This window comes from Streptomyces virginiae (assembly GCF_000720455.1).
GTDB lineage: Bacteria > Actinomycetota > Actinomycetes > Streptomycetales > Streptomycetaceae > Streptomyces > Streptomyces virginiae.
In genome coordinates this window covers 336,406-358,611 of the sequence record NZ_JOAK01000016.1, presented here as the reverse complement: position 1 = coordinate 358,611, position 22,206 = coordinate 336,406, and the positions used below count along the sequence as shown (strand labels likewise).

The window sequence follows — 22,206 nt, the reverse complement described above, 5'->3', positions numbered from 1 at the left end:
CGCGGCAACCTCAGGGGCGCGGACCGCGTCCTCTCGTACAGGACCCGCCGGCCGAGACGGCGCGTGCACCGCTGAGAGGACATGTGATGAGTGAGAAGGCCCGGCGGTTGTTCGACGCCCTCGACCTCGACCAGGACGGCACCCTGACGCGGGCCGAGGTGATCGGCGCCCTGCGCTCCAAGGGACCGACCCTGGCCGCGCAGGGGGCGATCCCGTTCTGGGGCGTGGGGGACACCGAGGAATCCTCGGCGCTGTTCGACGCCGCCGACCAGAACGGCGACCGCGTGCTGAGCTTCGAGGAGTTCGCGGCCGTCGTCGACCGCCGCTTCGGCTGGTAGCCGCCGCCGGCCGTCCGGCGGCCGCCACCAGGTGCGCGGTCGTCCCGCGTGCGGGCCCCGCCCGGCGGCGGGAGAATGACGCATGGGCGACGGGGCGCCCACGCGGGCGGTTACGGCCCCGGCCGGCCCGCGGCACGGTCAACCGGACGGGGCGGACGAGTCAGGTGATCGCACATGTGCCGGTGGCTGGCGTATTCGGGAACCCCTGTGCTGCTCGACACGATCCTGTACAAACCCGCCCACTCGCTGATCGACCAGAGCCTCCATTCGAAGCTGGGCGTGGAGACGACCAACGGTGACGGATTCGGCATCGGCTGGTATCCGGACGGCGGCAGCGGCGACGGCACACCCGCGCTGATGAGGGACGTCGGTCCCGCGTGGAACAACCGCAACCTGCGGGAGCTGTCGGACCACGTCACCTCACCCGTGTTCTTCGCCCACATCCGGGCGTCGACGGGCACGGCGGTGCAGCAGACGAACTGTCACCCGTTCCGGCACGGCCGCTGGATGTGGATGCACAACGGAGCCGTTGCCGGTTTCCACGCGATGCGGCGGGACCTCGCCCTGCTCGTCGATCCCTCGCTGTTCGGGGAGATCGAGGGCACGACGGACTCCGAGGTCATGTTCTACCTGGCGCTCACCTTCGGCCTGGAGGAGGACCCCCCGGGCGCCGTGGCCAGGATGGTGGGGGTGGTGGAGCGCGTCGGCCGCGAGCACGGGGTGGAGTTCCCGATGCAGATGACGGTGGCCGTCACCAACGGGGCCACCGTGTGGGCCTTCCGCTACTCCAGCCAGGGCGCCTCGCGGTCGCTCTTCTACAGCAGCCGGGTGGACACGCTACGCAGGCTGCACCCCGACATCCAGTTCCTCCAGGGCGTGTCCGACGAGACCCGGCTGGTGGTGTCCGAGCCGCTCGGGGATCTGCCGGGGGCGTGGAACGAGGTGCCGGAGAGCAGTTACGGCGTCGTGCAGCCGGGTGGGGACGGGCTGTACCCCTTCACCCCGCTGGCCGCCTGAGGTCGCCGCGGGCCTCGGTACGCCGCTCCGGGCCGACTTCCGGCGAGGGCACCGCGGTGGACGTGGCGACGCGGGGCAGGGCGTACGGATGCTTCTCGGCCAGCCAGCCGACCAGTTGCTCGCGCACCTCGCAGCGGGCGGTCCACAGCCGGTCCGCGTCCTGGGCGGTCACGATCGCCCGGACCACGATGGTGGTGGGGGTGGTGTCGGTGACGGACAGGTCCCAACCGCGGCCGTCCCACGCCTCGCAGCCGTCCAGGATCTCCTTCAGCTTCTCGCGCATCAGGGAGACGGGGGCGGTGTGGTCGCAGTGGAGGAAGACCGTGCCGGTCATCTGGACGCCGCCGCGCGACCAGTTCTCGAAGGGCCGCGAGGTGAAGTACGAGACGGGCATGGTGATCCGGCGCTCGTCCCAGGTGCGCACGGCGATCAGGGTGAGCGTCACCTCCTCGACCACGCCCCACTCCCCGTCGACGACGACCGTGTCGCCGATGCGCACCATGTCGCCGAAGGCGATCTGAAAGCCGGCGAAGAGGTTGCCGAGAGTGGACTGGGCGGCGACGCCCGCGACGATGCCGATGATGCCGGCGGAGGCCAGTACGGAGGTGCCGACGGCCCGGAAGGCGGGGAAGGTGAGCAGCATCGCGGCCGCCGCGACCACGGCGACGACGGCGGTGACGATTCTCCTGATGAGCGTCACCTGGGTGCGGACCCGGCGTACGCGCGAGGGGTCGCGGGTGCCCAACGCGTAGCGGGCGTAGGAGGATTCCACGATGGCGGAGGCGACGCCGACGACGCACCAGGCGCCCGCCCCGATCAGCACGAGCGTCAGGGTCCGGCCCACGGCGGCCTCGTGCTCGCGCAGCGGCTGCCATTCGATCTGCCGGTAGGCCCCGCGCAGCACCGCCGTGAACAGCAGCACCCGCACCGACGGACCGCAGCGGCGCAGCATGTTCCACAGTGGTGTCTCGGGGTGGCGGGCGTCCGCCCGCCTCAGCAGCAGGTCGGTGAGGCGGCCCACGACGAGGGTGAGCACGACGGAGCCGCCCAGGACGGCCAGCAGTCGGACGAAGCTGTTCATGACTCCCCGGTGTCAGGTCTCGGGAACGGTTCGGGGCGGTCGGGCGCCGATGGGCGCCCGGCCCCGTGAGGTCCTCCGACCGCGGTCAGTCGTGCAGCATCTCCTCGCGCAGGGTCTCCAGCGTGCGGTTGAGCAGGCGGGAGACGTGCATCTGGGAGAGTCCGACCTCCTCGCCGATCTCCGCCTGGGTCATCTCCTGGCCGAAGCGCAGCTCCAGGATGCGGGTGCTGCGTTCGTCCAGGCCGGCGAGCAGGGGTGCCAGGGCCTGACGGTCCTCGACGGCCTCCAGGGCGGGGTCGAGGTCGCCGACGGTCTCGGCGAGGGAGCGGGCGGGCTGTCCGCCCGCGGAGGTCCCGGTGCCGCCGGCTTCGGTCTGGGGCGCGTCGAGGGACTGGGTGGAGTAGGCGTTGGCGGCCACCAGGCCCTGGCGGACCTCGTCCTCGGAGAGGCCCAGGTGGGCGGCGAGTTCCGCCGGGGTGGGCGCGTGGTCCGTCTCGGAGGTCAGCTCCTCCGTGGCCTTCGCGAGCAGCAGGCGCTGCTCCTGGAGCCGGCGCGGGACGCGCACGGCCCAGGTGGCGTCGCGGAAGTGGCGCTTGATCTCACCTGTGATGTAGGGCACGGCGAGCGTCGTGAACTGGGTGTTGCGCTCGGGGTCGTAGCGGTCGATGGCCTTGATGAGGCCGATGATGCCGACCTGGACGATGTCCTCGTTCTCGGGGCCGCCGGGGCGGTCGCGGAACGGGCGGGCGGCGAAGTTCACGAGTGAGATGTTCATCTCGATCAGCGTGCTGCGCACGTACTGGTACTCGCGGGTTCCCTCTTCGAGGCTCCGCAGCCGCTCGAAGAAGACCCGGGTCAGCTGCCGGGCGTCGACGGTCGACAGTTCCCGCGGGCAGGGCACCTCGGGCAGTCCGCTCAGCGCGGGGCCCACTGCGGCGCCACCGGTGGGGGTGGCGGCCGTCGTGGGGGGCGTCGTCGAGGTGGTGGCCTCGGTCGTGGCCGTCATGGTCATCGTCTTCGCTCCTTGGGCACAGGTGCTTGCGGCGCGTTGCGCGATCTCTCGGTCGCTCGTTGCTCGGTCGCGGCGGAAGTCCCCTTCCGCTTCCCTGCACCCTGCCGGGGCCCCGGACACACGTCAAGTTATACCGGAAAAACTTTTCTGGATTTGCTTTTCGCGAGTCGTCACTCAAGAATGTCGGAGTGGAGAACGAGCACACGGGTTCCCGCCGGAACCACTGGACCTTTCTGACGAACCACGCCCGGGTCCTGATCGCCATCGCGCGCGACCCGGGGATCCGGCTGCGCGACATCGCGGCGAGCTGCGACCTCACCGAGCGCACCGTGCAGGCGATCGTCACGGACCTGGAGACCGACGGGTACCTCACCCGGACCCGGGACGGCCGGCGCAACCGCTACGCCATCGCCCCCGGCGCGCGCTTCCGCCACCCGGCGGAGGCAGGCCGTGAGATCACGGGCCTCCTGACCTACCTCGCCGGGCCGCTGGGCGCAACGACGGCGCCGCCCGGGCCCGAGGGCGCGGACGGCGTACCCGACGGCAGGGCCCTTCCCCTGCTGTGACGCATCTCGCTACGAGGCGCCCCGCTGCGGGGCGCCTGTTTTCGTGGACCGCCGGCTACGGGGCCACCTTGCAGGCGGTCACCGCGGTGCCGTTGGTCACGCCGCCGCCCTTGGTCAGGGCCGTCACACACCCGGCGTGGTCACCGCTCTGCCCGGTGGCGCACGCCGTCCTGACGTAGGACGGGGCCTCGCCGCCCTGCAGCTCCCGTTCGACCTGGTTGATGCAGGCCGTGACGTCCGCGTGCGCGACGGGGGCCGTGAGGGCCGCGCCGCCGAGTGCGAGGGTCAGACCGGTGAGGACACCTGCGACACGTGTCGACGTACGCATGGAACACACCTGCTCTCAGGGTTTTCTCGCGGCCCGGCGCCCGGATGCCTCCGGATCCGCATGGAATGCGCCGCCGAGCGCCCGCGGCCGACCATACGGCCACCGGGCCGGCTCGGCCGGATCTCCCCTCCTTCGACGCTAGAGCAGCCGCCTGCCGCACGCACCCGCTGGGGTGTCCTGCCGATCGTGCCGGGCTCACGACGTCAGCCGCAGCTCCCCGATCCGGCCTGACCGGCAGGACACCCCTACCGGTCCGCGAGCAGGCCCTCGAAGAACTCCCAGTCCAGGCGCTCCGCTTCGGCACCGGCCGGAACCGCCGCCCACGTCTTCTCCAGCCAGGACTCCAGCCCCGCCCGGTCCACCAGCAAGAGGGCGTACGGGGGCGCCGTCCCCAGCCGCAGGAGGACCTGTCCCGCGCGGCCCGGCCCGGCGCACGGCCGGACCCGCACCTCCCCCGTTCCCGCCAGGGTGCGCAGGCCCCTGGCCAGGAGGTCGCGGCCGATCAGCCAGGTCACGTCGTCGCCCCCCACCGGGTGGAAGGTGACCTCGACACCCAGCGGGTCACCGGACGACCACTGGAACGTGGCTCGCAGGGGGAACCTCAGCCGGGTCCTGACCTGGTGGATCTCGGTCGTCCAGGTCAGGTCCTGCTCGGGGACGTGGGGCCGGTGGTCCATGATGACTCGTCTCTGCAGGAGGGCGGCGGACGGCCGGGGGCCGGGATCGCACCTCCCGGCCGGAGCGGCACGAGGGCACGACGGCACTGACGACACCGGGTGCCGTGGCTCGCGTCTGCTCGTTCGTGCGCGTCCGAAACAGCGGGATCCGGACATGCGCCCGAACAGAGGCACGGCGCGACGGCCCGCGGGCCATTGGAGGGAACCACGGACGTGTCGGCCCCGAAGTCCCCCGATCCGCACGGATAGTCGTGACGGGCACTCTCGACCGTCCGCGGTCCGCCGCGGCATGCCCGCGCCGATGTCGTCGCAGAAGAGGGCCGAAAATGAAGAAGTCCGTATTGCTGTGTGCGCTGGCCGCGGGCCTGGCGCTCGGCCCGCTGGGCGGCACCGGGTGGGCCGCCGCCGCGCCCCGGGCCGCGTACCCGGTCGGCGAGGTCGTCTCGGACGCGCCCCTCCACGTACGCGAGAAGCCGACGGTGTACTCCGGCGTCGTCAAGTCGCTCCGCCCCGGCCAGCGGGTGCTCCTCAGCTGCCAGAAGCGCGGCGGGTGGGTGGACGGCAACCCGATCTGGTACCGCCTCCAGGGCTCCCGGGGCTGGGTGTCGGCCCGCTTCGTCCACGACCACCAGCCGGTCCGCGCCTGTTGACGGTCCGCCGGGCCGCGTCCCCTTCGTAAGGGTGCGGCCCGCAACACACCCCCTACGTATGCGGCTCGTCGGCCTCGCGGCCGTCTACGTAGGTCGCCACCACCTCGATGTCGCCGATGCGCGAGACGTCGACGCGCCGCGGGTCGTCGCCCAGGACGACCAGGTCGGCGCGCTTGCCCGGGGTGAGGCTGCCCGCGCTGTCCTCCCAGCGGCAGGCGTGGGCGCCCGCGACCGTATACGCGTACAGGGCCTCGTCGACGGCGATCGCCTCGTCCGGGCCGATCCGGCGCCCCGACTCGGAGGCGCGCTCGACCATGAACTGGACGGCCCGCAGCGGGGAGCCGTCCGTCACCGGGCGGTCGGAGCTGCCGACCAGTGTGATGCCGTGGTCGAGGAAGCCCCGGCCGCGATACAGCCACGCAGCCCGCTCCTCCCCCATGATCGCCGCGTAGTCGTCGCCGAAGTAGCGCAGGAAGCCCGGCTGGACCACCGCGCTGATGCCCAGCCGCGCGAGCCGCGGGAGCTGGTCGGGGCGGATGAGGCCGGCGTGCTCGATGCGGTGCCGGGCGTCGGGCCGGGGACGCAGGCGCTGGGCCTCCTCAAGGGCGTCCAGGGCCACGTCGGCCGCCCGGTCGCCGATGGCGTGCACGGCGAGCTGCCAGCCGGCGAGGTGGCCGTCGACGATCGACCGGGCGAGGACGTCGGGGTCGTCCTGCAACTGGCCGGCGTGGCCCATGCCCTCGTACGGGGCGCTGAGGGCGGCGGTGCGGGCCATCATCCCGCCGTCGGTGAAGATCTTGAGGGCGCCCACGGACAGCCAGTCGTCGCCGAAGCCGGTGCGCAGGCCGAGGTCGAGGGCCCTGGGGATGCCGTCGGCCTCGTGCGCGCCGACCGGACGCAGCCGGTCGGCGGAGACCATCAGCTGGACCCGCAGCGGCAACAGTCCCTTTTCGCGGGCGAGTTGGTAGGCGCCCAGTTCGACCGGGGTGTGCCCGAAGAGGGCGCCGCCGATGCCCGCCTCGGCGCAGGCGGTGATGCCCTCGGCCAGGCAGGTGCGGGCGGCGCGCCCGATGGATTCGGCCAGTTCCTCCTGGGAGTAGGGCAGTCGCAGCGCGCGGGCGGCTCCCATGGCGCCCTCGGCGAGGAAGCCGTTCTCGTGCGGGACGTCCGCGGGGAGCAGGTCCAGGACGGGGGTGTTGACGACGCAGCCGTGCCCGGAGTCGTGCAGCACGTACAGCTTGTGGCCGCGGCCGACCCGGTCGAGGTCGGCGGCGGTCAGGTGGCGACCCAGCGCCCGCTGGTCGTAGCCGACGATGCTCACCCAGGATCCGGGCGAGTCCTCGCGGGCGACCGCTTCGGCCACGACCGCGAGGGCGTCGTCGATCCTGGTGCAGCCGGCCATGCTGGCGGTGTTCTGTTTGAAGCCGGTCCAGGGCAGGTGCACGTGGGAGTCGATGAACCCGGGGAGCACGGTGGCTCCCTGGAGGTCTATCACCTCGCGGGCGGGCAGGGCGGCCACCGCGTCGTCCAGGCCGACGATCCGGCCCCGCCAGATGCCGAGTTCGCGGGCGACCGGATGGTCCGGGTCCATGGTGAGGAAGCGGGCGTTGGTCAGCCTGGTGCAGAGCATCGTGCGGGGTCCCCCGGGAGGTCGGCCGGCGCCGCCGGCGGCGTGCCGGACATGAGGTGGAGGGGCGGTGGTGGGGCGGTGGAGGTCAGGCGTCCATCCTCCGGGCGAGGGAGCGGGGGCGCAGATCGGTCCAGTTCGCCTCGACGAAGTCCAGGCACGCCTCCCGGCTGTTCTCGCCGAGGGCGATCGTCCACCCGCCGGGGACGTCGACGAAGGACGGCCAGAGCGAATGCTGGCCCTCGTCGTTCACCAGGACGAGGAAGCGGCCCTCGGCGTCGTCGAAGGGGTTGGTGCTCACGGTCATTGCCTCCCCGGAACGTCACGATTAGGTTAGGCTCGCCTAATTGCAACGAGCTTAGTCTCTCCCCTTGCTGCTCACAAGGAGACCCGCATGCGCCTGACCGAGGACGCCTTCGCCGCGTACGGACTTCCCGGCGAGCCCGGGTCCGAGGGGTTCTGGGCGGCGGCGGGAGCACCCGCGTCGGTAGCGGCGCAGGACGGCGGCTGGACGACCCTGTTCCTGTGGCGCGGCTCCTCGGCGAGCGTCGTCTTCGAAAGCTGGTCGGAGCCGGTGGCACTGCGCCGGTGGGCCGACACGGACTGCTGGTACGCGCAGGTCCGCATGCCCGCGCGGCTGCGGGTCACGTACCGGTTCCTCGCGGAAGGCGCGGAGTCCGCCGACCCGTTCAATCCGGCGGGTGCGGGCGGCGACCGGTCCATCGCCGCGACCCCGGACGCGCCGGCCCAGCCGTACTGGCCCGCCCTCGGCGCCGACCAGGTGCTCCCCCTGCCGCGCACCCGGGTCCGCTGGGCGAGCGAACGCCTCGGCGGGCGGCGGACCGTACGGGTCCACCCGGCAGGCGGCGGCGGACCGGTGGTGCTGCTTCTCGACGGGGACGACTGGCTGTACCTGCACCCGGCCGTGGCGGCCTTCGACGCGGCCGTCGCGGCCGGCGGGATGCCGCCCGTCACCCTCGTCTTCCTGCCGACGAGGGACCGGGCGGCGGAGTTCGGATGCCGGCCCGGACTGTGGGAGGCCGTACGGGACGAACTGCTGCCGCTGGTGGCGGACACGGGCCTGCCCGCGGACCCGGACCGCCTGGTGGTCGCCGGGCAGAGCCTCGGCGGGCTGAGCGCGATGTACGCGGCACTGGAGTTCCCGGACCTGGTGTCGCGCGTCGCGTGCCAGTCCCCGTCGTTCTGGTGGGCGCCCGGCGCCCCGGACCTCGCGGACCCGCTGGGCGGTCCGCTCGGCGGCGCCGTCGCGGCGCGCCTGCGCGAGCGCGTCGACCTGTCGGGGCTGCGGGTCGCCTTCGACGTGGGGGAACACGAGACGCGGATGCTGCCCCACTGCGCGCTGGTCGAAACCCTGGCCGCCCGGGCCGGTGCGACCGTACGCGTGTCACGCTCGCCCTCCGCCCACGACCGCGCGGGCTGGCGCCACGCCCTGCTCAGGGATGTCGCGTGGGCCCTGGGCTAGCGCCGGCCACCACCACCCCTGTGTAACATCCAAATTCAGGCATCAGTCGTTACCCGGAGGGGTGTCCGCATGTGGGAGCTCGCGCGTTCGTGGGTCGAGGGATGGGCCGTCTCGCGGCGGACGCCGAAGCCGGTGGACGAGCCGTGGGGGCTGAGCATCCAGGTCGGACTGCCTGACCAGGCGGTCCGGCACGTCCTGCTCGACACGGACACCGAGACCGCTCGCGGACTCGTCGGCGCGATCACCGAACCGGCCGCCTGCGTCAAGGGGTTCTGGGAACCGGCCGTCATGGAACCGTGGTTCCCGCCCGCGTGGGAGCCGGTCGACCCCTGTTTCCTGATGGCCACCGATCTGCGTCCGTGCGCCGTGCACGCGCCCGACGGTTACACCGTCGGGGTCGTCCGGACGGCCGACGGTGTCGTGGGCGTGCGCGTTCTGGCCGCGGGCGGGGAGCTGGCCGCCAGCGGTCTGATCGGTCTGACGGGTGCCTCCTGCGTCTTCGACCAGATCGTCACCGAGAAGGCCCACCGGCGCCGCGGCCTCGGTACGGTCGTGATGGGCGCACTGACCAACGCGGCCGTCGAGAGCGGCGTGGCGACCGGCGTCCTGGGCGCGACCGTCCAGGGCCGGGCGCTCTACGAGACGCTCGACTGGAAGGTCCTCGCACCGCTGACCGGTTTCACCCACCGGCCCGTCGTGGCCTGAAACCAGTGAATCCGGCCGTACCCGAACCGCTCATCGGGCCACCGCCAGACAGTAGTCCCGGTCGGTGGCGAGCAGGTTGCGGTGGGTGTCCTCGGCGGTGATCACGCCGTCGTCCAGGACCAGGACCCGGTCGGCGGCGTCCAGGAGGGCCGGGCTGCTCGTGATCACCACGGTGGTCCGGCCCCTGCGCAGCCGGGCGATGTTGCGCGCGATGAGCTGTTCGGTGACGGCGTCGACGGCCGTCGTCGGGTCGTGCAGGACCAGGACGTCGCTGTCGGCCGCCAGGGCCCGGGCCAGCGACAGCCGTTGGCGTTGCCCGCCGGACAGGTTCGCGCCGCGGTCACGGACGGCGTAGTCGAGTCCCTCGCGGTGGAGGGCGACGACGTCGGTCAGCATGGACGCCTCGACGGCCTCCGCGACCGAGCGGCTGCGGCCCGACGGGTCGATGTTCGTGCCGAGGGTGCCCGCGAACACCTCCGCGTCGTACGGGTTCACGAGCATGTGCTCGCGGACCGCCTCCACCGACAGCTCACCGATCTCCTGCCCGCTGACCCGTACCGCTCCCTCGTAGGCGTGCGGCGGGACCTTCACGGCCAGGACCGCGGCGAGGTCGGCCGCGGCGCGCGGCAGGTAGGCGGCGACGGCCACGAACTCGCCCGCCGCAACGTGGAACTTCAGTGCGCGCAGGGCGCCGTGGCGGACGCCGTCGATCTCCAGGTCGCCGCCGGGGGCGGGGCGCCCCGGGCCCGGGACCGAGACCGGCGGCGCGGTCAGCACCAGCGCCATCCGCTCGGCCGAAGCCCGCGCCATCATCACGTACTTGGGCATGTCCGAGAACATCTTGAGCGGTTCCATGATGAACTGCGCGAGTCCCACCGCCATGACGAGTTCGCCGATGGTGATGCGGCCGTCGAACGCCAGCCAGCCCGCCGTCAGCGTCACCGCGACCGCCAGGGCCGCGTTGAGGGCCGTGGCGGTGCCCGCGTACGCGCCGTTCACCCCGGCGACGGTGACCGCCTGGTGCTTCGCCTCGGTGCTGACCGTCCGGTAGGACCGGAAGGCCGCGTGGTTGCCGCCGAAGCCGTGCAGTGGGCGCAGGCCGGTGATCAGGTCGGCGACCTTCGCGCCCGCCCGGGCCACCCGGGCCTGCTGTTCGCGCGTACTGGAGCCGATCCGCCGGGACATCACCGACAGGATCGACAGGATCGCGACGGTGCCGACGATGACCAGCAGGCCGAGCCGCAGGTCCGCCAGCCCCAGCGCGACGGCGGCGACCAGGACCGCGACCAGCGAGCTGATCAGCAGGGGCACCACCTCGATGATGTCGGCCGTCTGGTCGGCGTCCTCGGTGGCGATGGTCAGGACCTCGCCGGACTTGAGGTCGACGTCCCTGGCCACGGGCTGGAGCCCGCAGTCGGCCACCCGGACCCGCCAGCGGTGCGCCTCGGTCGTGTTGGCCTTCTGCAGGATGCGCATGCCGAAGCGCCACGACAGCGACACCGTCGTGATGATCACGGCCAGCGCGGCGATCGACAGCACCAGGGCGCCGGGGGCCCGGTCCTGCATCGTGTGCTCGACGATCAGGCCGAGTGCGATGGGGAAGGCGGTCTCGCCGGCCTGGTACAGGCCCATGAGCACGGTGCCCCAGGCCATGGCGCCGACGTTGCGGCGCAGTGCGATGCGCAGGATGTCGGACCCCGAACGGGGCCGCTGCGTGTCAGGAGTTGTCATCATCGAGGTGGCGGGCAATCGCTTCCGGGGTTCGCAGGGTGAACAGATCGCGGATCGTGATGACCGGACCGTACTCCCGGCGGAGCAGCCCGATCAGCCGCACCGCCAGCATGGAGTGTCCGCCGAGGGACACGAAGTCGCTCACCGCGCTCACCTCGTCGTCGTCCAGGTCCAGTGCTTCGGCGAAGAACTCGCAGACGACGGTCTCGGTCGCGGTCCGCGGTCCGCGCTCCCCCGCCGTGGTCAGCGCGCCCAGCGGCCGGGCCTCGGGCAGCGCCTTGGTGTCGGCCTTCCCGTTCACGGTCAGCGGGATGCCGTCGACCTGGGCGTAGTGCGTCGGGCGCAGGAAGTCCGGCAGTGCCGCGCCCACTTCGGCGGCGACCGTCGCCAGGTCGCAGCCGTCCAGTACGAGGTAGGCGGCCAGCCGGTACGCGCCGTCGACCTGGGGGTCGGGCTGGGCGACGGCGGCGGCGAACCGGACCGCCGGGTGGGCGGCGAACGCGGCCTCCACCTCGCCCGGTTCGACGCGGTGCCCCCGGATCTTCACCTGCTGGTCGGTGCGGCCCAGGTACGCCAGATTGCCGTCGGGCCGCCGCGCCACCAGGTCGCCGGTGCGGTACATGCGTTCGCCGGGACCTGCGAACGGGCAGGCGACGAAGCGGTGTGCGGTCTGGGCGGCCTGCCCGAGGTAGCCGCGGGCGATGCCGATGCCCGCCACGTACAGCTCGCCGGGGACGCCGTCCGGGAGGGGGCGCAGCCACGGGTCCAGGACGTACACGTCGGTGTTGTCGATGGCCACGCCCACCACCGGGTCCTCGCACTCGAAAGTGCCGACGCCGAGGGTGTTGATGGTGTACTCGGTGGGTCCGTACAGGTTGTAGCCGGCCGTGCCGTCCGTCTCGGCGAGCCGCTGCCACAGCGTCGGCGTGACGGCCTCGCCGCCCAGCAGGACGAGGGCGGGCCGCCGCTGCGGGTCGTCGAGCAGGCCCTCGGCCACCAGTTGCTGGGCGTAGGTCGGGGTCACGTTGACGACGTCGATACCGTTCCGGAGGCAGTACTCGACGAGCCGGGGGGCGTCGCGGCGCAGTTCCTCGTCGCAGACGTGCACCTCGTGGCCGTCGGCGAGCCACAGCAGCTCCTCCCACGACATGTCGAAGGCGAACGACACGGTGTGCGCGATCCGGAAGACCCGGTGGCCGTGGTCCGCCAGCACGGGCTCGAAGATCCGGCGCTGGTGGTTGATCAGCATGTTGGTCAGGCCCGCGTACTCGGTCACCACGCCCTTGGGCCTGCCGGTCGATCCGGAGGTGTAGATGGTGTACGCGGGGTGGCGCAGGCGGTGCGGGTCGTCCGGGGCGAACGTGGCGAGTGGCTCGGCCGCGGGCAGCGGCCGGTCCAGTTCGATCAGGTCGCCGGGCAGCCGGCCCAGCCGGGGGGAGACGGCGCCGACGGTGAGGATCACCTCCGGGCGGGCGTCCGCGACGATCGCGGCGATCCGCTCGTCGGGGTGGTCCAGCTCCAGCGGCACGTACGCGGCGCCCGTGCGCAGTACGGCGAACAGCGCCACGATCGAGTCGAGGGAGCGTGGGACGGCGATTGCCACGGTGGCCTCGGGGCCGATGCCGCGTCCGGCGAGGACCCCGGCCACGGCGCGGCTGCGGTCGCGGAGGTCGGCGAAGGTCATGGTGCGTCCGTGGGCGACGAGGGCGGTCCGCCCGGGGGCGCGGTCCGCCGCCCGGTCGAACCGGTCGACGACGGTGTCCGTGCCCACGTCGGTGCGTTCGGCGGGCTCGGGAAGCGGCCCGGGGCCCCGCAGCGCGCCGACCGGTCCCGTGGCCCGGGCCAGGTCGTCGAGGAGGCGCAGGTAGTCGTCCAGGAGCCGCCGGGCGGCCGGGGTGTCGTGGTCGCGGTACTCCAGTTTGACCGTGAGCCGGTCGCCGGGGGTGACCACCCAGGTGTACGGGTAGTGGGTGGAGTCGTCGGCGCGGACCCCGGTGATGCCGTGGCGGGCGTTCATCTCGGCGAAGGCGTCCATGTCCAGGAAGTTCTGGAGCACGAAGAGGTTGTCGAAGAGCGTGTCGTGTCCGCCGGCCCGCTGGATCTCGCCGAGCCCGATGTGCTCGTGCTCCATCGCCTCGACCCGGCCGGCCTGCACGGCCGACAGGTATTCCCGGACGGTGTCGCCCGGCCGTGCCCGCGTCCACATGGGCACGGTGTTGAGCAGTACGCCGACGATGCCGCCACGGCCTTCGCCCTCCCGGCCGGAGACGGTCACGCCGAAGACGGCGTCGCCGCGGCCCGTCCGGGCGCCGAGCAGCAGGCCGAAGGCGCCGGTCAGCACCGAGTTCAGGGTGACGCCGTGGGTGCGGGCGGCGTCCCGCAGCAGCTGCGACCGGTCGGCGGTGAGCGTGTGGAGCAGGGTGCGGGGCGGCCCGTCGGCCAGGGCCGGTGCCGGTCCGGCGAGCAGCGTCGGGCCGGGGAGGCCGGTCAGGTACCGCGCCCAGAACCGTTCGGCCGCGGCGGTGTCCTCGGCGGCGAGGGCCCGGGCGTGGTCTTCGAAGCTCGGGGTGGCCGGGGCGGGTGCCTCCAACCCGCCGGCGACGGCGGCTTCGTAGGCGCCGAACAGGTCACGGAGCACGATCTCCCGGGACCAGCCGTCCCACAGCAGGAGGTGGTAGCTGAGCAGCAGGCCGTCATGGCCGTCGGGGCGGCGCACCACGGTCAGCCGGATCAGCGGCGGCCGGCCCGTGTCGAATCCGGTGTCGCGGTCCCGGGCCAGCAGGGCGTCGACCTCCGCGTCCGTGGCGAGGTCGACGGTGCGGACGTCGACGCGCCGGCCGGCCGCGAGGACCTGCACGGCGTTGCCGTCGTCGTCGGTGGCGAAGCCTGCGCCCACCGCCGGGTGGCGTGCGATCACCCAGGCCATCGCCTCGGCCAGGGCGTCGGTGTCCAGACGCCGGTCGAAGGTGAACCAGCTCTGCGCGACGTAGTGTCCGGCCGGTCCGGCCAGCTGGGCCTGGAAGAACAGGCCGCGCTGCAGGGGGGTGACGGGCGCGGTGCGCTCGGCGGTCGTGGCGGCCGCCGCGATGCGCTCCAGTGCGTCGCGCCAGTGCCCGGTGATCTCGTCGGGGACGCCGTCGGCGAGGGTGAAGACGGCGTGCAGGCTGCCGGTGGCCGCGTCCGTCCAGGCGTTGACCTCGACGGCGTAGGGGCTGGTGTCCCGGTCGCCGCGGGTGACGGGCAGGGCCTGGGACTCGCCGCTCCGGCCGAGGTAGTTGAACAGCACCTGTGGGTGGGCGTCCAGGAGCGGGGCCGTCTGCGGGTCGAGGTGGCGGAGCCGGCCGTAGGCGAGGTGGGCGCGTTCGTCCGGGCGGCGTGCGGCGACCTCGCGGGCCGCCTCGACCGGGTCGGTGTGCGCGGTGAGCCGGACGGGCGCGATGGAGGTGAACCAGCCGACGGTACGGGTGTAGTCGTGGTGGGGCAGTACCGGGTCGCGGCCGTGGCGCTCCAGGTCGACCGCGAGGTCGGTGGGCGCGGGCTGGACGCGGGTCAGCGCGGTGCGCAGCGCGCCGCACAGCAGTTCGGTGAGGCCGACGCCGAGGGCGGCGGGCGCGGTGCGGGTGACGAGGTCGCCGACCTCGGGCGGGAGCACGACGGTGGTGTCGCGCGGCGCCCGGACGGCGGGCAGCAGCGGGGGTGCCTGGAGGGTGGTGATCCAGTGGCCGAGGCCGTCGTCGGCGGGGTGGGCCGACGGGTCGGCCAGGGCCCGCGCGTACTCGGCGTAGGAGGTGGTCGGCGGCGCGAGCGGGTTCCCGCGCAGGGCGATGGCGATGTCGTCCAGCAGGACCAGCCAGGACACGGCGTCGACGGCGAGGTGGTGCACGGCGACCACCAGGGTGCGGCTCGCCTCCAGCCAGGTGAACGCGATGACGTCGCCGGTCTCGGGGTCGAGCCGTCCGGCGGCTTCGTCCGCGGCGGCCGTCGCGTCGGGGGCGTCGCTGCGTACGACGGTGACCGCACGGGCGGGTTCGGTGCGCAGGGCCCATACGCCGTGCTCGACGCGCAGGCGCAGCCGCAGGGCCGGGTGTGCGGCGACCACGGCGTTGGCGGCGCGCCGGGCGTCGGCGAGTCCGGTGCCTTCGGGCGCGGTCACGGCCCGGGCCTGGGCGAACCGGGCGAGGGAGCCGCCGAGTTCGCGCTGCCGCAGGATGATCGGTGTCGGTGTCAGCGGACCGTCCTCGTGGGCGGCGGGTGCGGGTACCGCAGTGCGCGGTGTGCCCGTCGCCAGGTGGGCGGCGAGAGCGCGGGGTGTCCGCAGCAGGAACACGTCGCGCGGTGAGATCGCGAGGCCGAGGGCCCGGGCCCGGTTGACGACGGTGATGGCGAGGATGCTGTCGCCGCCCGCCCTGAAGAAGTCGCAGTCGCCGTCCACGGCGGTGCCGGGCAGAGTGTCGGTGAAGATGGCGGCCAGCGCCGTGAGCGCGGTGTCCTGCGCCACCACGGTCACGTCGTGCTCCGCGCCCGCGTCCGCCGTACCGGCCCGTTCGGTGAGGGCCTCGCGATCCAGTTTGCCGTTGACCGTCAGCGGCAGGGCGTCGACCGGCAGCACCCGGGCGGGCACCATGTGCGCGGGCAGCTTCGCCGCGAGCCGGCCGGTGAGGTCGCCCGGCACCCGGCCCACGACGTGGGCGACGAGGTGGTCGCCGCTGTCCGCCACGGTGACGGCCGCGTCGACGACGCCGTCGAGTTCCCTGATCGCGGCCTCCACCTCGCCCGGTTCGATGCGGAAGCCCTTGAGTTGCACCTGGTCGTCGGCGCGGCCGGTGAACTCCAGTTCGCCGTCGAGCGTGCGGCGGGCGAGGTCTCCCGTGTGGTACATGCGGGCGCCGCCGCCGGCGAACGGGTCCGCGACGAAGCGGCCCGCGGTGAGCCCCGGCCGGCCCAGGTAGCCGAGCGCGACCTGGTCGCCGGCGACGTAGATGGCGCCCACCCGGCCCGGCGGCACCGGCCGGAGCCGGTCGTCGAGCAGGTGGGTGACCAGCCCGGGGATCGGGCCGCCGATCGGGCTGACGCCGTCGCCGCGCTCGAAGTCCTCGTCGGTCAGCACCCGGTGGGTGACGTGCACGGTGGTCTCGGTGATGCCGTACATGTTGACGAGTTCGGGCGAGGCGGTGCCGTGCCGCTCGACCCAGCCGCGCAGCCGCCCGAGGTCCAGCGCCTCGCCGCCGAAGACGATCCGGCGCAGTGCGGGGAGCGGCTCGGCGGCGCGGCGGTCGGCCTCGATGAACTGGTGGAAGGCGGAGGGGGTCTGGTTGAGCACGGTGACGGCGCGTTCGCGCACCAGCCGGTGGAAGTCCACCGGAGAACGGGTCAGCGCGTACTCCGGCACCAGCAGCTCGCCGCCGTGGACCAGGGCCCCCCACAGCTCCCAGACCGCGAAGTCGAAGGAGTACGAGTGGAACTGGACCCACACGTCGCTCGGTCCGAAGTCCATGGCGGGGCGGGTGTTGGCGAGCAGGGCCACCACGCTGGAGTGCGGGACGACGACGCCCTTGGGCCGGCCGGTCGAGCCGGAGGTGTGGATGACGTACGCGGGGTCGTGCGGGCCGGCCGCGGGGGCGGGGGCGGGCGGCCCCTCGGCGGCCTGCGGCAGCGGCTCCCCCTGGACGAGTACGCGGGCGGCGACGCCCGCCCGGTCCAGCAGCCGGGTGAAGCGGTCGCGCTGCCCGGGGCCGACGAGGACGACCTGCGGGGCGGCGTCGGCGAGGACGTGTTCCAGCCGGCCGTCCGGGTAGGCGAGGTCCAGCGGTACGTAGGCACCGCCCGCGGTGACGACCGCCACGAGGGCGACGACCTGTTCCAGGGAGCGCGGTACGGCGACGGCGACGCGCTCACCGGGGCCGACGCCGACGGCGCGCAGGGTGGCGGCCAGTGCGTCGCGTTCCGCGGCCAGTTCGCCGTAGGTCAGCGAACGGGTGGCGCCGTCGAGGGCGCACTGGGTGACGGCGGTGGCGGCCGGGTCACGGCGGGCGGCGGCGTCGAAGAGGGCGCCCAGGGTGGTCGGGGCGGCATCCGTGCGTGCCGGATGCCGGGCGGTGTCGGGTGCCAGGTCGTCGACCAGGGCGTCCGGCCGGGCGAGGAGGGCGGTGAGGGTGCGGGTGAAGGCGGACAGGATCGCGCGGGCGCCTGCCTCTCGCAGGAGCGTGCCGTCGTAGATCAGGTTGAATCGGGGGCGGCCGTCGGGCGTGCGCTCCGCCACGAGAGTCAGCGGATAGTGCGGGGCGCCCTCGTTGACGATGCCGGTGATGAACAGGGAGTCGTCGGGGCCGCGCAGGGCGGCGGTGTCGGTCGGGACGTCGAAGACCACCAGGGTGTCGAACAGCGGGCCGGTGCCGGTGTGGCGGCTGATGCGGGCCAGGGAGACGTGCTGGTGCGGCAGTACGGCGCCCTGGTGCTCGCGTACGGAGGCGAGCAGGTCGCGGGCCGTGGTGGCGGCGGTCCAGCGGGCGCGGACGGGGACGGTGTTGATGAACAGGCCGACCATGTCCTCGATGCCCGGCACCTGCGCGTCGCGCCCGGACACCGTGGAGCCGAAGACGACGTCGCGGTCGTGCAGGAGGCCGCCGAGAGCCACCGCCCAGGCGCTGTGCACGGCGACGCTGAGGGGCACCCCGGCCGACCGGACCGCCTCGTCGAGGTCGACGTCGGGCTCGACGGCCGTGTCGGCGAACCGGTCGGACGGTGTGTGCCCCTCGGCGACCAGTGAGGGGCCGGGCAGGCCGGCGAGCTGCTCGCGCCACACCCGGTCGCTCTCGTCCTCGTCCCGCCCGGCGAGCCGGCGCACGTAGTCGGTGAAGCCGCCGACGGGGTGCACCGTGCCCGGTGCGTGGTATTCGGCGAGGAGGGCGCGGAGCATCGGCGGCACCGACCAGCCGTCGGCGATGATGTGGTGCACGGTCTGGACCAGGACGGTGCGGCCGGATCCCGCACGGATGAGGGTGTACCGCATGAGCGGGCCGGCGGCCAGGTCGAATCCGGCGCGGCGGTCCTGTTCGGCGTGGTCGCGGATCTCCTCGTCGGTGATGCCGGGCCGGTCCAGGACGGTGAAGGGGGCCCGCGTGCCGCTTTCGAGGACGGAGACCACGCGGCCGTCGGCGAGGGGCGTGAAGCGGGCGGCGAGGTTGGGGAAGAGGGTGAGCAGGCGGGTGGCCGCGGCCGCGAGCCGGTCGGCGTCGACGTCTCCCTCCAGGGTCAGCAGCTGCTGTTCGACGTAGTTGCCGGCGGAGTCGTCGTCGAAGACGGAGTGGAAGTAGAGGCCTTCCTGGAGCGGGGTCATCGGCAGGACGTCGTGCAGGGCCGGGCCGTCCAGTTCGTCGACGTCGGCCTGGGTGAGGGCGACCAGGGGGAAGTCGCTGGGAGTGTGGCCGCCGTGGTCGAGCGCGGCGATCGAGGCGAGGGTCTGGCGGTAGTAGGCGCCGATGGTCGCGACGTCCTCGTCGGTGAGCAGCCCGTCGGGCCAGGAGATGGTGGTGACCAGTTCGTAGGCGCCGCTGGGGTCGGGTTCGGCGACGGCGTTGAACTCCAGGGCGCGCGGCAGCCGCATCCGCGGGTCCCGCCGCTCCCCCAACTGGCCTGTGCTGCCGGCGAGTTCCCAGTCATCGGAGGAGCCCGCGCCGAAGCGGCCGAGGTAGTTGAAGAGCACCTGCGGTGCGGGGGTGTCGAAGCGGACTCCGGCCAGGTGGCGCAGGACGCCGTAGGACAGGCCGTTCCTCGGGACGCGGGCGAGGTCTTCCTTGACGGCCTTGAGGGCGGCCGTCAGGTATGCGGGATCAGTGGGGTCGGCCGCCGGGCCGGGGTCGACGGTGACCGGGAAGAGGGTGGTGAACCAGCCGACGGTCCGGGACAGTTCGGGTTCGAAGCCGGCGCCGTCCGCGACGAAGCGGGCTTCGCGGCCGTGGCCCTCCAGTTCGACGTGGGTGAAGCTCTGGTCCTGGCCGAGGTCGCGGCGCCATCGGGCGAGGGTGACGGCGAGGGCGGTCAGCAGCACGTCGTTGACGCCCGCGTGGAACTGGGCGGGGAGGTCGCCGAGCAGGGCGGCAGTGATGTCGGGGCCGACCGCGATGGTCGTGGTCCGCTCCCGCGCGACGGTGTCGGCCGCGCAGAGCGCGCGCCGGCCCAGTGGTGCGTCCGTCCCGGGCAGGGCGCGCCGGTAGTGGGCGCCGTCGTCGTCGAACGCCGCGTGTTCCAGCAGCTGGGTCCACCGGCGGAACGAGGTCCCCACGGCCGGCAGTCGGACCGGCTCGCCGGAGGCGTACCGGTGCCACGCGGTGGCGAGGTCCTCCATCAGGATCCGCCAGGACACGCCGTCGACCACGACGTGGTGGGCGACGAGGACGAGCTGCCGGGCGTCGCGGCGCCACACGGCCCGCAGCATGACGCCGCGCTCGGGGTCCAGCGCCCCGGTGGCGAGCGCGACGCACTCCTGGAGCGGCCGGTCGCTCTCCTGCCACCCGGCGGCGGTGCGGTCCGCGGGTGCCGGGACGTCGAAGCTCCAGTGGTCGCCGCGGACGAGCCGGGCGCGCAGCATGTCGTGGCGTTCGAGCAGGGCGGCGAGGATCGTGTCGAGGGCGACGGCGGTCAGGTCCGCGGGGGTGTTCAGCACGACGGACTGCACGAAACCGTCGACGGCGTCGGTGGTCTCGCCGAGCCAGCGCACGATGGGCGACCCGCCGACGGGGCCGGTCGCGACGTCGTCGTGGTCCTCGGCGGCGGTGTCGGCGGGGGTCGCCACCGCGGCCAGCGCGCCGATCACGCTGTGGGTGAAGATCTGCCGTGGTGTGACGTGGAGGCCCTCTTTGCGCAGCGCGCCGAGCAGCGAGATGGCGAGCAGGCTGTCGCCGCCGAGCCGGAAGAAGTCCTGGTCGACGCCGACCGCGTCCAGCCGCAGGAGAGTGGCGACCGCGGTGCACACCAGGCGTTCGTTGTCGGTGACGGGCGGGGCGAGCGGGCCCGTCCCGGTGCCGGGCTCCGGGAGGGCGCCGCGGTCGAGCTTGCCGTTGGCGGTGAGCGGGAACTCCTTCATGACGACGATGCGGGCGGGCACCATGTACTCCACCATGTGTTCCGCGGCCCAGTCCGCGACGTCCTGCGCCCGCAGGTCCGCCGCTCCGGCAGCGGGGATGACGTAGCCGACGAGGTAGGTGCCGCCGGCGGTGTTCTTCTTCGCGACGACGCAGGTGTGGCGTACGCGCGGGTGTTCCGCGAGGCCGGCCTCGACGTCCTCGATCTCCAGCCGCATGCCGCGGATCTTGATCTGGTTGTCGGCCCGGCCGAGGAAGTCCAGCGTTCCGTCCGGCGTGTACCGGGCGAGGTCACCGGTCCGGTACAGGCGCGAGCCGTCCCCGGCGAAGGGGTTGGCGACGAACCGGGAGGCCGTCAGGCCGGGGGCGCCGGCGTATCCGCGACCGAGGAGGAAGCCGCCCACGTACAGTTCGCCGCCGACGCCGGCGGGGACCGGGCGCAGCTCGTCGTCGAGGACGTAGAGCTGGGTGTTGGGATTGGCCCTGCCGATCGAAGTGGACAGGCGTTCCGCCGTTCCCCGGTAGATGACGTGGGAGACGCCGATCGTCGTCTCGGCCGGGCCGTAGCCGTGGTACATGGGTATGCCGAGCCGGGTGCGGAACCGCTCGTACAGCTCCGGGGTCAGCACTTCGCCGCCGCACCACACGTGGCGCAGGCTGTCGAGCCGGCCGGAGTCGCCGGCGATCTCCAGCAGCACGTCCAGCATGGACGACACCAGGTAGGTGAAGGTGACGCGCTGGTCGGCGATCACGCCGAGCAGGTGGTGCGGGTCGCGTTCGCCGCCGGGCCGCAGGACCACCAGGCGGCCGCCGGACACCAGCGGCAGGAAGATCTCGTTGATGGAGATGTCGAAGGACAGGGGTGCCTTGAACAGTGAGGCGTCGTCGTGGCCGAAGCCCAGGATCTCGTCGACCTGCCACAGCAGGCGCTCGCTGATCGCCTCGTGCCGGATCATCGCGCCCTTGGGCCGGCCGGTGGAGCCGGAGGTGAAGATGACGTAGGCGAGGGCGTCGCCGGGGGTGGTGATGCCGGTGCCGCCGCCGGGGCGGGAGCCGTGGCGCCAGTCGCCGAGGTCGACGGGCACGGCGGCCGGGTCTCCGGGGTCGTGTTCGCCCGAGTCGTTGAGCTGGAGCACGACGGCGGCGTCCTCGATGACGACGGCCCTGCGTGCGGCGGGCCACTGCGGGTCGAGGGGGACGAACGCGGCGCCGGCCTGGAGTACGCCGAGCAGTGCGACCACCATGTCGGCGGAGCGGGCCAGGGAGATGCCGACGACCTGTTCGGCGGTGATCCCGCGGGCGAGGAGTTCATGGGCCAACTGGCTGGAGAGGCACGTGACCTGACCGTACGTGAGCGTGCGGTGCTCGTCGACGACGGCGACGGCGTCGGGGCGGGTGCGCGCCTGCTCGCGGAACATCTCGACGATGGTCGGGCGGACCCGGTCGGCGCGGGTGTCGTTCCACCGGGCCAGGTCCTCCGTGCGCGCCTCCACGCCGGACGGGGCGATGGTGCCGAGGGGCCGGTCGGGGAAGTCGGCCAGGTCGTCCAGGGCGAGCTGGGCCTCGGCCGGCGGGACGCCTTCGGGGAGGGTGATGCTGCGGGCGTCCGCGCCGATCTCCCAGCCGGCCGCTCCGCCGCCGCCGTTGTCGACCCAGCCGAGGACGTCGGCGAAGAGGGTGGCGGGGGTGAGGTCCATGCCGTCGGGGCTGTGGCCCGTGGCCCAGTACGCCAGCCCGATCGAGCACGCCGCGGTGAGGGTCCGGTCGCAGTGGTCGCCCGTGCGCCGGCGTAATCCGGCCAGGCGCGTGGGAGAAAGCCGCACGAGACGAGCGGTCGGTTCCGTCATCGAAGACTCAACGCCCCTTCAGTGTCCGCTGGTCGCCCCACCCGGACCGGGTGGGCCAGACCCA

The 22,206-nt window shown here is 73.4% G+C and carries 14 protein-coding genes; 6 read left to right on the top strand and 8 right to left on the bottom strand.

The annotated features are described in order from the left end of the window. The first annotated feature begins 86 nt into the window (after positions 1-86). Both IG86_RS0123835 and IG86_RS0123830 read left to right on the top strand, forming a co-directional pair. On the top strand, positions 87-338 hold the full coding sequence (locus IG86_RS0123835) for an EF-hand domain-containing protein (RefSeq protein WP_030652127.1): 252 nt from the start codon (positions 87-89) through the stop codon (positions 336-338). 174 nt (positions 339-512) lie between these two features. Further along, a complete protein-coding gene (locus IG86_RS0123830) occupies positions 513-1,355 on the top strand; it encodes a class II glutamine amidotransferase (protein ID WP_030822150.1) in 843 nt (280 codons plus the stop codon). Here the strand turns inward: IG86_RS0123830 and IG86_RS0123825 are convergent. Further along, on the bottom strand, positions 1,336-2,436 hold the full coding sequence (locus tag IG86_RS0123825) for a mechanosensitive ion channel family protein (protein ID WP_051785361.1): 1,101 nt from the start codon (positions 2,434-2,436) through the stop codon (positions 1,336-1,338). The genes IG86_RS0123830 and IG86_RS0123825 overlap by 20 nt on opposite strands. 85 nt (positions 2,437-2,521) lie before the next feature. Then, entirely contained in the window at positions 2,522-3,442 is a 921-nt protein-coding gene (locus IG86_RS0123820; protein ID WP_030822144.1) for a SigB/SigF/SigG family RNA polymerase sigma factor, read from the bottom strand. A 194-nt stretch (positions 3,443-3,636) separates the two neighbouring features. On the opposite strand from IG86_RS0123820, the gene IG86_RS0123815 reads away from it, so the two are divergent. Then, positions 3,637-4,014 (top strand): helix-turn-helix transcriptional regulator, encoded by a 378-nt coding sequence (locus IG86_RS0123815; RefSeq protein WP_045936705.1) that lies wholly within the window; start codon positions 3,637-3,639, stop codon positions 4,012-4,014. Positions 4,015-4,069: 55 nt separating this feature from the next. Here the strand turns inward: IG86_RS0123815 and IG86_RS0123810 are convergent, their stop codons facing one another. Together IG86_RS0123810 and IG86_RS43065 are read right to left on the bottom strand one after the other, a co-directional pair. Further along, a complete protein-coding gene (locus tag IG86_RS0123810; protein ID WP_030822140.1) occupies positions 4,070-4,342 on the bottom strand; it encodes a hypothetical protein in 273 nt (90 codons plus the stop codon). A 245-nt stretch (positions 4,343-4,587) separates the two neighbouring features. Further along, entirely contained in the window at positions 4,588-5,019 is a 432-nt protein-coding gene (locus tag IG86_RS43065; RefSeq protein WP_051785360.1) for an SsgA family sporulation/cell division regulator, read from the bottom strand. 326 nt (positions 5,020-5,345) lie between these two features. On the opposite strand from IG86_RS43065, the gene IG86_RS0123800 reads away from it, so the two are divergent. After that, positions 5,346-5,669, top strand: coding sequence for an SH3 domain-containing protein (locus tag IG86_RS0123800; RefSeq protein ID WP_053679307.1), 324 nt, complete (start codon positions 5,346-5,348; stop codon positions 5,667-5,669). Positions 5,670-5,721: 52 nt separating this feature from the next. Here IG86_RS0123800 and IG86_RS0123795 read toward each other — a convergent pair whose 3' ends face one another. Together IG86_RS0123795 and IG86_RS0123790 are read right to left on the bottom strand one after the other, a co-directional pair. Beyond that, a complete protein-coding gene (locus tag IG86_RS0123795) occupies positions 5,722-7,299 on the bottom strand; it encodes an amidohydrolase (RefSeq protein WP_030899425.1) in 1,578 nt (525 codons plus the stop codon). An 85-nt stretch (positions 7,300-7,384) separates the two neighbouring features. After that, entirely contained in the window at positions 7,385-7,597 is a 213-nt protein-coding gene (locus tag IG86_RS0123790; protein WP_030822128.1) for an MbtH family protein, read from the bottom strand. A 93-nt stretch (positions 7,598-7,690) separates the two neighbouring features. Between IG86_RS0123790 and IG86_RS0123785 the strand changes: the two genes are divergently transcribed. Then, positions 7,691-8,779, top strand: coding sequence for an alpha/beta hydrolase-fold protein (locus IG86_RS0123785; RefSeq protein ID WP_030899421.1), 1,089 nt, complete (start codon positions 7,691-7,693; stop codon positions 8,777-8,779). Positions 8,780-8,848: 69 nt separating this feature from the next. Further along, entirely contained in the window at positions 8,849-9,484 is a 636-nt protein-coding gene (locus IG86_RS0123780) for a GNAT family N-acetyltransferase (RefSeq protein WP_030822123.1), read from the top strand. A gap of 30 nt (positions 9,485-9,514) precedes the next feature. On the opposite strand, the gene IG86_RS0123775 is transcribed toward IG86_RS0123780, so the two are convergent. Both IG86_RS0123775 and IG86_RS0123770 read right to left on the bottom strand, forming a co-directional pair. Continuing rightward, complete coding sequence (locus IG86_RS0123775; protein ID WP_030822120.1) at positions 9,515-11,215, bottom strand: ABC transporter ATP-binding protein; 1,701 nt, start codon at positions 11,213-11,215, stop codon at positions 9,515-9,517. Then, the gene (locus IG86_RS0123770; RefSeq protein ID WP_030899417.1) at positions 11,202-22,142 is read right to left on the bottom strand and encodes a non-ribosomal peptide synthetase; all 10,941 of its coding nucleotides are present in this window, start codon (positions 22,140-22,142) and stop codon (positions 11,202-11,204) included. The genes IG86_RS0123775 and IG86_RS0123770 overlap by 14 nt, the downstream gene beginning before the upstream one ends. Between the last annotated feature and the right edge of the window lie 64 nt (positions 22,143-22,206).